14 protein-coding genes are annotated in these 14,777 nt (G+C 58.2%); 7 read left to right on the top strand and 7 right to left on the bottom strand.

The features are described from left to right. Positions 1-8: 8 nt before the first annotated feature. From TU86_RS09505 to TU86_RS09495, 3 genes are all read right to left on the bottom strand, one after another. Positions 9-803 (bottom strand): thiazole synthase, encoded by a 795-nt coding sequence (locus TU86_RS09505; protein WP_048364038.1) that lies wholly within the window; start codon positions 801-803, stop codon positions 9-11. A gap of 60 nt (positions 804-863) precedes the next feature. Beyond that, entirely contained in the window at positions 864-1,064 is a 201-nt protein-coding gene (gene thiS / locus TU86_RS09500) for a sulfur carrier protein ThiS (protein WP_048364037.1), read from the bottom strand. Positions 1,065-1,145: 81 nt separating this feature from the next. Continuing rightward, complete coding sequence (locus tag TU86_RS09495; RefSeq protein ID WP_048364036.1) at positions 1,146-1,517, bottom strand: DUF423 domain-containing protein; 372 nt, start codon at positions 1,515-1,517, stop codon at positions 1,146-1,148. A gap of 44 nt (positions 1,518-1,561) precedes the next feature. Here TU86_RS09495 and mtgA point away from each other — a divergent pair, with 44 nt between their 5' ends. Beyond that, positions 1,562-2,317 carry a monofunctional biosynthetic peptidoglycan transglycosylase gene (mtgA, locus tag TU86_RS09490; protein WP_048364035.1) on the top strand — a complete coding sequence of 252 codons (756 nt, stop codon included), beginning with the start codon at positions 1,562-1,564 and terminating at the stop codon, positions 2,315-2,317. 121 nt (positions 2,318-2,438) lie between these two features. On the opposite strand, the gene rpoH is transcribed toward mtgA, so the two are convergent. The 4 genes from rpoH to ftsY form a co-directional block, all read right to left on the bottom strand. Next, positions 2,439-3,293, bottom strand: a complete 855-nt coding sequence (rpoH, locus tag TU86_RS09485) for an RNA polymerase sigma factor RpoH (RefSeq protein ID WP_048364291.1) — start codon at positions 3,291-3,293, stop codon at positions 2,439-2,441. Positions 3,294-3,405: 112 nt separating this feature from the next. Next, positions 3,406-4,428 (bottom strand): permease-like cell division protein FtsX, encoded by a 1,023-nt coding sequence (ftsX, locus tag TU86_RS09480; protein ID WP_048364034.1) that lies wholly within the window; start codon positions 4,426-4,428, stop codon positions 3,406-3,408. Further along, on the bottom strand, positions 4,425-5,096 hold the full coding sequence (gene ftsE / locus TU86_RS09475) for a cell division ATP-binding protein FtsE (RefSeq protein ID WP_048364033.1): 672 nt from the start codon (positions 5,094-5,096) through the stop codon (positions 4,425-4,427). Before ftsE ends, ftsX begins: the two co-directional genes overlap by 4 nt. After that, positions 5,093-6,601 (bottom strand): signal recognition particle-docking protein FtsY, encoded by a 1,509-nt coding sequence (ftsY, locus tag TU86_RS09470; protein WP_048364032.1) that lies wholly within the window; start codon positions 6,599-6,601, stop codon positions 5,093-5,095. Before ftsY ends, ftsE begins: the two co-directional genes overlap by 4 nt. A 355-nt stretch (positions 6,602-6,956) precedes the next feature. Between ftsY and TU86_RS09465 the strand changes: the two genes are divergently transcribed. The 6 genes from TU86_RS09465 to TU86_RS09440 all read left to right on the top strand — a co-directional run bounded on the left by TU86_RS09465 (position 6,957) and on the right by TU86_RS09440 (position 14,724). Beyond that, complete coding sequence (locus TU86_RS09465; protein ID WP_048364031.1) at positions 6,957-8,312, top strand: M16 family metallopeptidase; 1,356 nt, start codon at positions 6,957-6,959, stop codon at positions 8,310-8,312. After that, entirely contained in the window at positions 8,305-9,795 is a 1,491-nt protein-coding gene (locus tag TU86_RS09460; RefSeq protein WP_048364030.1) for a M16 family metallopeptidase, read from the top strand. The genes TU86_RS09465 and TU86_RS09460 overlap by 8 nt, the downstream gene beginning before the upstream one ends. Next, positions 9,795-10,400 (top strand): 16S rRNA (guanine(966)-N(2))-methyltransferase RsmD, encoded by a 606-nt coding sequence (gene rsmD / locus TU86_RS09455; protein ID WP_048364029.1) that lies wholly within the window; start codon positions 9,795-9,797, stop codon positions 10,398-10,400. The genes TU86_RS09460 and rsmD overlap by 1 nt, the downstream gene beginning before the upstream one ends. Before the next feature lie 197 nt (positions 10,401-10,597). Further along, positions 10,598-11,851 (top strand): M16 family metallopeptidase, encoded by a 1,254-nt coding sequence (locus TU86_RS09450; RefSeq protein WP_048364028.1) that lies wholly within the window; start codon positions 10,598-10,600, stop codon positions 11,849-11,851. 100 nt (positions 11,852-11,951) lie between these two features. Beyond that, positions 11,952-13,298, top strand: coding sequence for a M16 family metallopeptidase (locus TU86_RS09445; protein WP_048364027.1), 1,347 nt, complete (start codon positions 11,952-11,954; stop codon positions 13,296-13,298). Beyond that, positions 13,291-14,724, top strand: coding sequence for a M16 family metallopeptidase (locus TU86_RS09440; protein WP_053076000.1), 1,434 nt, complete (start codon positions 13,291-13,293; stop codon positions 14,722-14,724). The genes TU86_RS09445 and TU86_RS09440 overlap by 8 nt, the downstream gene beginning before the upstream one ends. Positions 14,725-14,777: the final 53 nt, after the last annotated feature.

Here is a 14,777-nt window from a genome sequence, read left to right as displayed (position 1 = left end):
AGGGGCTCTTACTTGATCAGACCATCCAGCGGCGAGGAGGCGCTGGCATAGAGTTTTTTCGGCATGCGCCCGGCCAGATAGGCCAAACGACCCGCCTCAATGGCGTACTTCATGGCTTGAGCCATGATGATCGGGTGCTGGGCATTGGCGATGGCCGAGTTCATCAGCACCGCTTCGCAGCCCATTTCCATGGCGATTGTCGCGTCGGAGGCTGTGCCTACGCCCGCGTCCACCAACACCGGAATTTTTGCTTCTTCAAGGATGACCCGCAGGTTGTACGGGTTGCAGATGCCCAGACCGCTGCCGATCAGGCCGGCCAGTGGCATGACAGCCACGCAACCCATGGCTTCCAGTTCGCGGGCGATAATCGGGTCATCGCTCGTGTAAACCATCACGTCAAACCCTTCCTTGACCAGCACTTCGGCGGCCTTGAGGGTTTCGATCACGTTAGGGAACAGGGTCTTCTGGTCGGCCAGCACTTCCAGCTTGACCAGGTTGTGGCCGTCAAGCAGTTCACGGGCCAAACGGCAGGTGCGCACCGCTTCAATGGCGTCAAAGCAACCGGCCGTGTTCGGCAGGATGGTGTAACGGTCGGGCGGCAGCACATCGAGCAGGTTCGGCTCACCGGGATTCTGACCAATGTTGGTGCGACGAACCGCCACCGTGACGATTTCAGCACCCGAGGCTTCGATGGCCAAACGGGTTTCTTCAAGGTCACGGTACTTGCCAGTGCCTACCAGCAAACGCGATTGGTAGGTACGGCCGGCCAAAGTAAACGGCTTGTCGCTGCGAACATTGCTCATCGGTAATCCTCTTGGAATGTGAGTTCTCAGTGGGGCGGGGGTCAAACGTCGGCCCGCCGCCTAGCCGCCACCGATGGCGTGCACCACTTCAACCTGATCACCCTCTTTGAGAACGGTCTGTGCGTGCTGGCTGCGCGGGACGATGTCCAGGTTCAGCTCAACTGCCACACGACGGCCGGTCAGCTCGCGCCGCGCCAAAAGGGCCGCGACGGTCTCGCCGTCCGGCAGCTCAAAGGGTTCACCGTTCAACTGAATGCGCATGCGCGACGCTGCCTTCGTTTTTAGGGGGCCAGCATTCTAGCCCGATCCGTCAGGTCGACCCAAGCCATTCATCTTGCAGGTTCAGCTCAGGCGCCAGGCGGCCAGTCCCAGACACAACCAGCCGGCCAAAAAGGCTACGCCGCCAATCGGTGTGATGATGCCCAGCTTGCTGATACCGCTCAGGGTCAGCAGATACAAACTGCCGGAAAACAACACGATCCCCAGCGTGAAACAGATACCGGCCCACGTCACCAAACGGCTTTGCAACTGCGTCGCGAGCAGCGCTACACCGATAATCGCGAGGGTATGGACCAACTGATAGGTCACGCCGGTGTGAAAAATGGCCAGGTACTGCTCGCTCAAGCGGCCCTTCAAGCCATGTGCGGCAAACGCGCCCAAGGCCACACCGGTAAAACCAAAGAAGGCAGCCAACATCAGAAATACGCGCAACATGGAACATTCCCCTCAGGATCATCGAATGACGCAGGGTCTGTATAATGGCCCGCTCAACGGGTTCGGCCAAGCCATCTATGCTGCGTTTACTGGTTCATCGTTTGCTCAAAGCCTTGCTGTGGTTCGCAGCGGGCAGCGCGTTGCTCGTTTTAATCTTTCGTTGGGTGCCACCACCAGGCACCGCGCTGATGGTCGAGCGCAAGGTTGAATCTTGGTTCGATGGCCAGCCCATCGACTTGCAACGCAGCTGGCGCCCCTGGGATGAAATCTCCAACGAGTTGAAAGTGGCCGTGATTGCCGGGGAAGACCAGAAGTTCGCCGAGCATTGGGGCTTTGATTTCAGCGCCATTCGCGCCGCTTTCGTGCACAACGAGCGCGGCGGCACACTGCGCGGGGCCAGTACCCTCAGTCAGCAAGTGTCGAAGAATGTGTTTTTGTGGTCGGGCCGCAGTTGGCTGCGCAAAGGTCTGGAAGCCTGGTTTACGGCATTGATCGAAGTGCTGTGGCCCAAGCAGCGAATCCTTGAGGTGTACCTCAACAGCGCTGAGTGGGATGACGGCGTGTTCGGTGCAGAAGCGGCCGCGCAGCATCATTTTGGTGTAAGCGCTGCACGTTTGAGTCGCCAGCAGGCCAGCCAACTGGCCGCCGTGCTGCCTAATCCGCGCAACTGGAGTGCCAGTCACCCGACGCCGTATGTGAGCACGCGAGCCGCATGGATCCGCCAGCAAATGCGCCAGCTGGGGGGCGATAGCTATCTCGCTACGCTGAATAATTCGCGTAAGGCGCCGTGGGCTGAGTAATCACGCGCTTACAGGATAGGCCCGAGCATGATCGCTGAAGCTCGCCGCCTTCGGCAGCTCCTGCGCGGTTGCGCATACAAAAACGCCCCGAAGGATCGGGGCGTTTTTTTGTCGAGCCGGTTTAGGCGGCAATCGACAGTTTGAGCTTGTTCATCGCGCTCTTTTCCAGCTGACGAATACGCTCGGCAGACACGTTGTACTTCTGCGCCAGGTCATGCAGCGTGGCTTTCTCTTCAGCCAACCAGCGCTGATAGAGAATGTCGCGGCTGCGGTCGTCCAGCACTTCCAACGCTTCGTGCAGGTTGCTGGTGGAGTTATCGGTCCAGTCAGCATCTTCCAGTTGACGCGCCGGGTCGTACCGGTGGTCTTCCAGATAATTGGCTGGCGACTGGAACGCACTGTCGTCGTCAGCTTCGGCGGCCGGGTCGAACGCCATGTCATGGCCCGTCAACCGGCTTTCCATCTCGCGCACTTCGCGAGGCTCAACACCCAGGCTTTCAGCCACACGATGCACTTCATCGTTGTTCAGCCAGGCCAAACGTTTTTTCTGGCTGCGCAGGTTGAAGAACAGTTTGCGCTGAGCCTTGGTGGTGGCCACTTTCACGATCCGCCAGTTACGCAGGATGAATTCGTGAATTTCGGCTTTGATCCAGTGCACCGCAAACGACACCAGACGCACACCCATTTCAGGGTTAAAGCGTTTAACCGCTTTCATCAGGCCAACGTTACCTTCCTGGATCAGGTCAGCCTGTGCCAAACCATAGCCCGAATAACTGCGGGCAATGTGTACAACAAAACGCAGGTGGGCGAGCACCATCTGCCGAGCCGCCTCAAGATCCTGCTCATAATAGAGACTCTCGGCCAGTTCACGCTCCTGCTCCGGTGTCAGCAGTGGAATGCTGTTCACGGTGTTTACGTAGGCCTCAAGGTTCGCACCAGGGACTAACGCATACGCAGGTTGCAAAGAAGTGGTCATACGAAAAACCTCCGACTCACATAACTCGTGCAGTTCAGCACTGCGAAAATTGACCGGGAACCACGAAAAAAGTTCCCACATAAGCTGAAAAGGTCAACAGGTAAAAATGAAACTACTTGGGTGAAAGCTCACGTAAATGACGTGCTACCGCAATCCATGCACCGATATACCCTAACAGCACCGCACCAAGCAAGAGAGACAGACCATCGGCTACCGGCACACCGGCCAGTGCAAAATTACTGCCGTACAACCCGGCAAGCCCCACAACCGCGTCGTTGAGCCAGTTCAGGCCAAAGGCCAAAACGCCCCACGAAAGTACGCCAGCGCCCAAACCATAAAGCGCACCCATGTATAGAAACGGCCTACGCACATAGCTATCAGTGCCACCGACCAGCTTGGTGACCTCGATTTCGACTCGGCGGTTCTCAATATGCAGGCGAATCGTGTTACCGATGACCAGCAACAGCGCCGAGACCAACAACACCGTCAAACCGAACACAAAACGATCACCCAACTTCAGAATGGCCGCCAGGCGCTCGACCCAGACTAGATCAAGTTGCGCCTGTTGCACCTTCGGCAGCTCGGAAAGACGCTCGCGAAGGGCTTCAAGGGTGGCTTTGTCAACCTGATTGGGGGTCACCAGCACTACGCCGGGCAGCGGGTTATCCGGCAACTCTTTAAGCGCTTCGCCCAGCCCTGACTGCTGCTGGAACTCTTCGAGGGCTTTTTCGCGGCTGATGAACTCAGCGTCCGCGACCCCTGACATACCTTTTATCTGATTGCTCAGCTGTTCGCCTTGATCACCACTGGCGTCCATCTGCAAATACAGCGAAATCTGTGCCGCACGCTGCCACGAACCGCCCAGGCGCTCTACGTTGTTGAGCAACAACGACAGGCCCATCGGCAAGCTCAACGCCACCGCCATCACCAGGCAGGTGAAAAAGCTGCCAATCGGCTGCTTGCCCAAACGTCGCAGGCTGTCGAGCAGACTGGCGCGATGCGCTTCGATCCAGGCATGAAACAACATGCCAAAGGTTGGCCCGTCGTCTTCATCGTGTTTTTTCTTCGACGGCTGTGGGTCGGCAGCCTTGGGGGCTACGCGCTCAGACACTTTGGGGCTGCGTGTTGCACTCATTGCCCTGCCTCCCCGTCACCGATCAATCGGCCGCGCTGCAAGGTCAGCATGCGGTGGCGCATGCGGGCGATCAGGGCCAGGTCGTGACTGGCGATCAGGACGCTGGTGCCCAAACGGTTGATGTCTTCAAATACGCCCATGATTTCCGCCGCCAGACGCGGGTCGAGGTTACCGGTGGGTTCATCGGCCAGCAGCAACGCCGGACGATGCACGATTGCGCGCGCAATACCCACGCGCTGTTGTTGGCCGGTGGACAAGTCGCCTGGGTACAAATCGGTTTTATCCGACAGCGATACGCGCTCCAGCGCCGAATCAACGCGTTTGGCGATTTCAGCCTTGGACAACCCAAGAATCTGTAACGGCAAGGCGACGTTGTTGAACACGGTGCGATCAAACAGCAGTTGGTGGTTCTGGAACACCACGCCAATCTGACGACGCAGAAACGGGATCTGCGCATTGCTGATCTGGCTCAGGTCCTGGCCGGCCAGCAGCAGTTTGCCGCTGGTGGGCCGCTCCATCGCCAGCAACAGGCGCAACAACGTGCTTTTGCCCGCGCCAGAATGGCCGGTCACAAAAAGGAATTCGCCACGGCGGACCCGAAAGCTCAGCTCGTGCAGGCCCACATGTCCATTTGGATAGCGTTTACCGACCTGCTCGAAACGAATCATGGACGCTCCCGCTCCGCAAACAGAGCTTGGACAAAGGGTTCGGATTCAAAGGTGCGCAAATCGTCGATGCCTTCACCGACACCGATAAAGCGGATCGGGATGCTGAATTGCTTGGCCAGCGCGAAAATCACCCCGCCTTTGGCCGTACCGTCAAGCTTAGTCAAGGCAAGCCCTGTAAGCGCGACGGTCTGGTTGAATTGCTTGGCCTGGCTGATCGCGTTCTGGCCGGTGCCCGCGTCGAGCACCAGCAGCACTTCGTGTGGCGCATCTGCGTCGAGCTTGCCGATCACGCGGCGCACCTTTTTCAGCTCTTCCATCAGGTTGTCTTTGGTGTGCAGGCGCCCCGCGGTGTCAGCAATCAACACGTCCACGCCACGGGCTTTGGCGGCCTGCACGGCGTCGAAAATCACCGACGCCGAATCGGCGCCAGTGTGCTGTGCAATCACCGGGATGTTGTTGCGCTCGCCCCACACTTGCAACTGCTCAACGGCCGCCGCACGGAAGGTATCGCCCGCAGCGAGCATGACTTTCTTGCCTTCGAGTTGCAGCTTTTTGGCCAATTTGCCGATGGTGGTGGTTTTACCCGCACCGTTGACGCCCACCACCAAAATCACGAAAGGCTTGTTCTGCGATTCAATCTTCAGTGGCTGTTCGACCGGCTTGAGCATCGCCGCCAGCTCATCCTGCAAGGATTTGTAGAGCGCATCGGCGTCGGTCAGTTGCTTGCGGGCCACCTTTTGCGTCAGGTTCTTGATGATCACCGAGGTGGCTTCAACGCCCACGTCAGCGGTCAACAAGCGGGTTTCGATCTCTTCAAGCAGGTCGTCATCAATGGCTTTTTTGCCCAGAAACAGGCTCGCCATGCCCTCGCCGATGCTGGCGCTGGTTTTCGAAAGACCTTGCTTGAGGCGCGAGAAGAAACCGCTTTTAGCTTCTGGAACCGGTTCGGCTTTGGGCGCAGGCGCTTCAATGACAGCGGGCGGTGCCTGCACGACAGGTGCAGGGGCCGCAGCCGGTCGTACAACTGCGACAGGCGCGATGACCGCAACTGGCTCTGGCTCTGGCTCTGGCTCTGGCTCTGGCTCTGGCTCGACAGGCTCTACGACGGGTTCAAGCACTTCAAGCACTTCGACCACAGGCGCAGGCGCAATCACCGCCTCAACCGCCACCTCAACCTCGGGCGCAGGAATCGGCGGTACCACATGCGGCGCTTGCACGTCCTCAACCAGCGCAACCGGCTCTTCTGCCACCGGCAGAGTTGGCCACGGTTGAGGTGTCATTGGCGGCTCGGCAGCAGGCGTCGGTTCAGGCTCAGCGAGCACTGCCCCTTCACGCACAGTTTCGATCACGACGGGCGTGGGTTCGATCAGCGGCTCGGGCGTGACTTCGGGAGCAGATGGCTGCTCAACGACGGTTTCCTGCGGCTTTCTGCGCAGCCACCCGAACAGGCCTTTTTTCTCGCCAGCCTTGGCTGGGTTCTTCTTGTCGTCGTTGGAACCAAACATGGAGGACGGCTATCTCATCGTAGCGACGCGCCACTGTGGCGCCCCGGCAAATAATATTCGGTGTGAAAAAGACTGTATTTTCGTCAGCTCGTTCGCACACAACTTAGTCGAAGGGTAAAAAACACCTGCGAAACTTCGTCTTTACTCGGACTTTGAACAGAAAAATCGGCAAAAACATGAAATTTACCGACATGCATCCACATCGCCAAGCGGGCTTCTATACTGCCCGATCAAACGTCGCCTGATCGTCAAAGGCCGGATAGACGTGGCCGCCAGTAAAACGGATCAGTATCCTAGCACCTCCTCACCCGCCGACGCTAAGGCCAAGCGGGCAGCCCAACAGGTTTAAAAACGAATGAATGCTCTAGCCCGCCGCGCTGCTGGCCTGTTGCTCAGCACAGTTTGCCTCCCGCTTTCGGCCCTGGCGGCCGAACCGCAGCCTACCCACGAGTTCCGCCTGGACAACGGCCTTAAAGTCATCGTGCGCGAAGATCACCGTGCGCCGGTGGTGGTGTCACAGGTCTGGTACAAGGTGGGCTCCAGTTACGAGACGCCCGGCAAGACCGGTCTCTCGCACGCCCTTGAACACATGATGTTCAAAGGCAGTAACAAAGTCGGTCCCGGCGAAGCCTCGTTGATCCTGCGCGACCTCGGCGCACAGGAAAACGCCTTTACCAGCGATGACTACACCGCCTATTACCAAGTGCTGGCCCGCGACCGCCTGGGTGTGGCGTTCGAGCTTGAAGCTGACCGCATGGCCAGCCTGCGTCTGCCGCCAGAAGAGTTCAAGCGCGAAATCGAAGTCATTAAAGAGGAGCGCCGCCTGCGCACCGATGACCAGCCCATGAGCAAAGCTTACGAGCTGTTCAGCGCAATGGCCTACCCCTCCAGTGGCTACCACACGCCGACCATCGGCTGGATGGTTGACCTGGAGCGCATGAACGTTGCCGAGCTGCGTGCCTGGTATGAAGAGTGGTATGCCCCCAACAACGCCACCCTGGTGGTGGTGGGTGACGTGACCCCGGATGAAGTCAAAAAGCTGGCCCAGCGTTATTTCGGCCCGGTGACTCAGCGTCAAATTCCAATTGCCAAGGCACCGCTTGAACTGGCGACCCCCGGCGAACGGTTGCTCAAAGTCCACGTTCAAACCGAACTGCCAAGCCTGATGATGGGTTTCAACGTACCGAGCGTGTCCACCGCCAAAGACCCGGTCACCGCCAACGCCTTGCGCCTGATTTCAGCCTTGCTGGATGGCGGCTACAGTGCGCGCATGCCGACACAGCTGGAGCGTGGTGAAGAACTGGTGTCCGGCGCTTCGTCGAGCTACGACGCGTTCACCCGTGGCGACAGCCTGTTCCTGCTCAGCGCCATGCCCAACAGCCAGAAGAAAGTCACCCTGGCTCAAGCCGAAGCGGGTGTATGGCGCCTGCTCGATGAGCTGAAAAAAACGCCGCCTACCGCGCAAGAACTGGAGCGCGTGCGCGCCCAAGTGATCGCCGGGCTGGTCTACGAGCGTGACTCGATCACCTCCCAAGCCACCTCTATTGGTCAGCTCGAAACCGTCGGTTTGTCCTGGAAGCTGATGGACACTGAACTGCAAGACTTACAAAAAGTGACCCCGGCCGACATCCAGCAAGCCGCGCGTACCTATTTCACTCGCGACCGCCTGAGCGTTGCGCATGTACTGCCCGAGGAGAAAACCCATGAGTGAGCGTAAAGGTCCCCGCTACGCCCTGCTCGGCCTGACCACCGCAGTCCTGGTCGGCGCACTCGGCTATTACTTCGCCAGCCCGGCCGTGTCCGTGGCCAGCCCCGCACTTGAAAACGCCAAGGCCGGGCACACGCTCGAATCGCTGGCCGAACTCGACGGCAAGGCCCCCAGCCATCGCGCAATGAACGTGCAAACCTGGAAAACCGCCGAGGGTTCCAAAGTGCTGTTCGTCGAAGCCCGGCAGCTGCCGATGTTCGACCTGCGCCTGACTTTTGCCGCCGGCAGTAGCCAGGACGACAACACGCCCGGTCTGGCCTTGCTGACCAATGCCATGCTCAACGAAGGCGTGGCGGGCAAAGATGTCGGCGCGATTGCCCAGGGCTTTGAAGGCCTAGGCGCTGATTTTGGCAACGGCGCCTATCGCGACATGGCGGTGGTCTCGCTGCGCAGCCTGAGCGACCCGGCCAAACGTGCCCCGGCGCTTAACCTGTTCGCTGAAGTGATTGGCAAACCGACGTTCCCGGCCGACTCGCTGGCGCGCATCAAAAATCAGTTGCTGGCCAGCTTTGAGTTCCAGAAGCAAAACCCCGGCAAACTGGCCAGCGATGAGCTGTTCAAGCGCCTGTACGGCAACCACCCGTACGCCCATGCCAGTGATGGCAACGCTGACAGCATCGCTTTGATCACCGTCGATCAGCTCAAAGCCTTCCATAACAAGGCCTACACCGCAGGCAATGCGGTGATCGCGATTGTGGGTGATCTGTCGCGTGAAGAAGCCGAGGCAATGGCGGCGCAGGTTTCAGCAGCACTGCCTAAAGGCCCGGCGCTGCCCAAAACCGTACAGCCGGGCGAACCCAAAGCGGGCGCTACCCACATTGAGTTCCCGTCCAAACAAACTCACTTGCTGTTGTCGCAATTGGGCATTGACCGCGACGACCCGGACTACGCGGCGCTGTCACTGGGCAACCAGGTGTTGGGCGGTGGCGGTTTTGGCACGCGCCTGATGACCGAAGTACGTGAAAAACGTGGCCTGACCTACGGCGTTTACTCAGGCTTCAGCCCGATGCAAGCGCGCGGCCCGTTCATGATTAACCTGCAAACACGCGCCGAACTGAGCGAAGGCACGCTCAAACTGGTGCAAGACATTCTGGCCGACTACCTGAAACAAGGTCCCACGCAAAAAGAACTCGACGATGCCAAGCGTGAATTGGCAGGCAGCTTCCCGCTGTCCACCGCCAGCAACGCGGCAATCGTCGGCCAACTGGGCGCAATGGGCTTCTACGATTTGCCTTTGGACTATCTCGAAACCTTCATGCAGCAGTCCCAGAACCTGACTACCGAGCAGGTCAAGGCCGCCATGAACAAGCACCTGAGCGCCGATAAAATGGTCGTAGTGACCGCAGGCCCAACCGTGCCGCAAAAACCACTGCCACCTCCCACCGACAAACCTTCAGAGCAACCTCTTGGGGTTCCGGAGCATTAATGGCAAAGCCAAAAAACACATCGCACTCGGGTGCGGGTCAGTTACGCATCATTGGCGGGGAATGGCGCAGCCGCAAGCTGGACTTCCCCCACGTAGAAGGCCTGCGCCCTACACCCGACCGGGTACGTGAAACCCTGTTCAACTGGCTGGCACCGCATATCGGCGGCGCCAAGGTTCTGGACGTGTTTGCCGGTAGCGGCGCGCTGTTCCTCGAAGCCATGTCCCGCGGCGCTGCCAAAGGCGTGGCGCTGGACAGCAACCGCGATGCGATTTCCAACATCCGCGAAAACATGGGCATCCTGCGCTGCACGGTGGGTGAAGTGCAGCAAACAGACGCCCTGCGCTACCTGGACGCAACACCGAGTGACACCTTTGACGTGGTGTTCCTCGACCCGCCGTTCCACAAGGACCTGCTCAAGCCAGCGTGCGACCTGCTGGAACAACGCGGCTGGTTGGCAGACGAGGCGTGGGTATACACCGAAAGCGAGCTGCGCCCCTCAGAACTGGGCCTGCCTACCAATTGGCGCCTGCACCGCGAACAAAAAGCCGGGGGCGTGAACTATGCCCTGTGGCAGCGTGAAGCCGTCGAAGCGCCTACGGTTTAAAGGCAACTGCTAAATTTTTTGTAACCTCTACCGCAGTCTGCGGTAGAGGTTTACAAACCCACCCGCGATTAACCTCCATATTTATTTACCGCCTCCACGCCCTCACACCATCGCATTCTGCCTGTTCAAATAAACCACACGCCTCATGTGCAAATCTGCACCTGATCAGCGCGTCCCTGAACAACGGAATGTTGAATATGCGACCCAATACCGACAAAGCAACTCACCTATTTACGCTGGACAACGGCTTGCGCGTTGTCATACGCCAAGACCCGGGCATCCCAATGGTCTGCGCCTCACTGTTTCACAAAGTAGGCACTCGCCATGAACGTCCTGACCAACAAGGCTTGGCATACCTTACAGGCGGCGCTGCGTTCAAAAATAAAGCCCTGATCAATGAAATCGGCGCCATCGCCAATGGCTGGCTTGATTACGATGTCAGCACATATAGCCTTGAAGCCCCCCGTGCCGCGTTGTCGTCGGTACTTCAGATGCTGGCGAGCAGAATGGAGGAACCGATACTGTCCCAAGAGCGCCTCAACGCAGGCATAAAGCGCACAAAAGAACTGGAACGTGCAGATCCCTACTTCACCTCCGACTTTTGGATCACCTCACAATTTGAACAACTCATCTTTCCGGCAGCCGGTAAAGCTCACACGTTCGGCGATATTGCTGACCTTGACCACATCACCGTTGAAGATGTGCTGCACTGGCACAAGGAGAACTACGCGCCCAACAACACGATTCTAGTCATTGCAGGGGATACGACACTCGAACACACCCAGCCGGTGGTTCAACGCCTGTTTGGAGGTTTCGCACGCGGCACCCCCTATAAGAGGCAGGAACAACCGGTGGGCGAGCCGCACACTGCGGAGCGCAGGCTCACGCAATATCTGGACACCGAGCTGCCACGCCTGCAAATGGCCTTCAACACACCCAGCGTCTCTACCACCGAAAACATTCAAGATATCCGGGCGTTGCAAGTTATCAGTGCCTTGCTCACCAGCGGCCCTGACGCCTGGCTACCAGGCAAGTTATCTGAGGGGAAAAAAACGCTGACCAGCGCCATCACCCGCCTGCCGGGTTATCGCCTCAACGATGACCTGTTTCTGATCGCGGCTACGCTCGGTGCACACACCTCTGCGTCGCTGCCACAGGTTGAACTGGAAATAAAACAGCTGCTTGAGGGGCTAAAACTCCATGCACTCGACCCCGACACTCTGCGCTACGGCCAGGCTCAGGCCCTGAAAAAGCTTGATGAGCTGAACTCACTGGAGGTACAGGTTTCGGTCATTGGCAACCTTGAGGCCATCGGCCAAAGCTGGACGCTGATCGATAGCGAACCCGCACAATTGCAGCGCATCACGGCTGATGACATCCAGCGCGTCGCTAATCAGTATTTCTGCCCGGAGCGCTTAAGCGTCACGCATATCTTTGCGCGAGAAGCCTGATCGCTCTTTAAGTCAGCCGCGCTACCTATATAACGCCTTGCAGTACTCGGGCTGATCCAACCTGTTCTGACCTACTCAGAACACTCAAGGATCTTCCCGGATGAAATACCCTCTTTTGGGTCGTTGGCTTATCGCCTTGTGGTTGCCCGCGACCGTTTATGCACAAACACCCCCTCCTACTCACGTTTTTACACTTCAAAACGGCCTTAAAGTCATCGTTCGCGAAGACCACCGCGCTCCCGTGGTCGCGTCCCAGCTTTGGTACAAAGTGGGCGCCAGTTATGAGCAACAAGGGCAAACAGGCTTGTCTCACGCCCTGGAGCACATGGTGTTCAAAGGCAGCAGCAAGTTGCCACAGGGCGAAGGCTTGAAGGTGCTTGAGTCGCTGGGCATCAGCGCCAACGCAACGACCCGCCCGGATGCCACTTTTTATACCCAGTTGCAGGCTAAAAACCGGCTCGCCGTGTCTCTCGAAATCCTGGCAGACCAGATGAACAGCGCACGCTGGAGCGAAGCCCAGTTGCAGACAGAACGCCAAGTCATCGAAAACGAGCGACGCACAACGGTCGACAATAACCTCTGGAGCCTGGTCAATGAGCGGATCAAAACCATAGCCCATGTAGCAAGTCCTTATAGAACCCCTGTGCTGGGCTGGATGCATGACATTGGTCGCCTGCAACATCTGCAACTCACCCAGTGGTACCGACAGTGGTATGCGCCAAACAACGCCTTACTGGTCATTGCAGGGGATGTGACGCTGGAGCAGGTTCAAGGGTTGGTCACCGAGCATTTCGGCCCCCTTACCCCGCGTCCGCTAACGGCTGCGAGGCCACCGACAGAGTTGACACTTATTGGGCGCCGAAGCCTGCACCTTGACCTCCCAAGCCCCAGTGGGAAATTGGTCATGGCCTTTAATCTGCCCAGCTTAAACACCGCGCAAGACCCTAAAACCGCCTTTGGCCTGCTGTTGCTCAACGAACTGCTGGCCAGCAGCGACAGCTCGCTTATCAAGGCTCGTCTGGTTCATCAGCAAGGTCTGCTGGCGGGGACTTATTCACATTACGACCTGCTGAATCGCGGTGATGCCTTGCTCAGAATCTGGGCCGAAATCAGCCCGTCACGCACTGAAACACCGCAAGCCGTTGAACGCTTGATTTGGGCACAGCTTAGCGAGTTAAAAACCACCCAGGTCAGTGCCCAGACCTTAGATCGTGCCAAACGAAGGCTCATCACCAAACGCATCTACGCCCACGATCAGGTTGAAAAACAAGCCAGCGAAATAGGCGAACTGGAAAGCATCGGCCTGCCTTGGTCCACCCTCGACACGCAAGCCCAAACGCTGCGCGCACTGACGCCCGCCGACATCCAGCAGCTGGCCAGCACCTACCTCACCGAGAACCGTTTCAGCGCCGCCTATGTTTCCGGGCAGGAGAAAAAACATGACTAACATGCCCGTGGCTCCCACGCGTACATCCCAGACAGTGGCTTTAATCACGACACTGTTCACGGGCATTTGCCTGACGTGTTCAGCGCTGGCACTTGATGCTGTACCGCACGGATTACAGACATTGAAAAGCCTTGATGACCGCCAAATCGAAACCCGGGCACTGCAAATACAGGCTTGGACTACGCACGAAGGCGCTGGTGTACTGTTTATTGAAACCCGTGAAATTCCCGTCGTAGACGTGAGCATCCGCTTTGCTGCCGGGAGCAGCAGAGACGATGACGCACCGGGGCTTGCGGCCATGACATTGAAAATGCTGAGCCAAGGCGCCGAAGGCATGGAAGCTCAGCTTATCGGCGAAACGCTTGATCAGTTAGGCGCTCAATTGACCTCCTCACTGGACAAAGATGAAGCCCGGTTAAGCCTGCGCACCCTGAGTGACAACGAAACACGAAACGCAGCCGTGCAACTGCTTACCCGGCTGGTTTCTGAACCGGCTTTCACACCTGCGGCCATCGACCGCGCCAAAGCGTCGCTGCTCAATGAACTCAAGATCACCCGGCACAATCGCACAGCCCTTGCCCAACAAGACCTGCATGCCCGGTTGTATGCCGGCCACCCTTACGCCAGCGCCCAGCAGGGTAACGACCAAAGTCTTGGGTTGATTGATGAAGGGCACGTGCGGGCATTTCATCAGAAGGCCTACACCGCCGCCAACGCGCTGCTGGTGATCGTGGGGGATATATCGCTGGACGACGCAACAACCTTAAGCATCGCACTCAGCCAAGCGCTGCCCCAAGGGCCTGCACTGGCGCCTGTCGCGATCACCACCGCGTTTGCGCCCCCTGCCGGGCATACACACCTCGATTCCCCCGCCAGCCAAACCCTGATCTTGCTGGCACAGCCCGGCGTACCTGCACAGCACCCCGATTACGTTGCCCTGCAAGTGGCCAATCTGATATTTGGCGGGGCCAGCCATAACCGTCTAATGAATGAGTTACGCCACAAACACGGGCTGACCTACGGAGCGTCTTCGTTCATGCCGGCCTGGCACGCAGGCGGCCCCTGGACAATTAGCTTGCAGACCGAACCCGGCCTGCAAGACGCCGCAATTGAGCGGGTCAAGGCCCTGTTTTCACAGTGGTTGGACGAAGGGCCGACTGAGCAGGAACTCACCGCTGCCAAGCGCCAACTGGCAGGTAACCTGCCGCTGACCAGTGCCAGCAATGCGCAAATGCTCCAACAATTACTCATCATGGGCGCTCACGGCCTGCCCAGACACTTTGATGCGCTGGCCATGCAGGCCCAATCACTCACTCGGCAAGACATCAAAGAGGCGATCAATCGCCAGTTCAAAAGCGATCAATGGGTAATCACAAGCCATGGTCCGATCGCCGCGCAACGACCTATACCCGCCGTTCATCCCTGAGGGCCCTTGACCTGTTATTGCGTACTTATGTAACGCATCTGCTACACGTGTTT

The organism is Pseudomonas weihenstephanensis, assembly GCF_001043055.1.
Taxonomy (GTDB): Bacteria; Pseudomonadota; Gammaproteobacteria; order Pseudomonadales; family Pseudomonadaceae; genus Aquipseudomonas; species Aquipseudomonas weihenstephanensis.
Note: the sequence above shows the minus strand (reverse complement) of the source record. Positions and strands in the feature narration are given on the sequence as shown.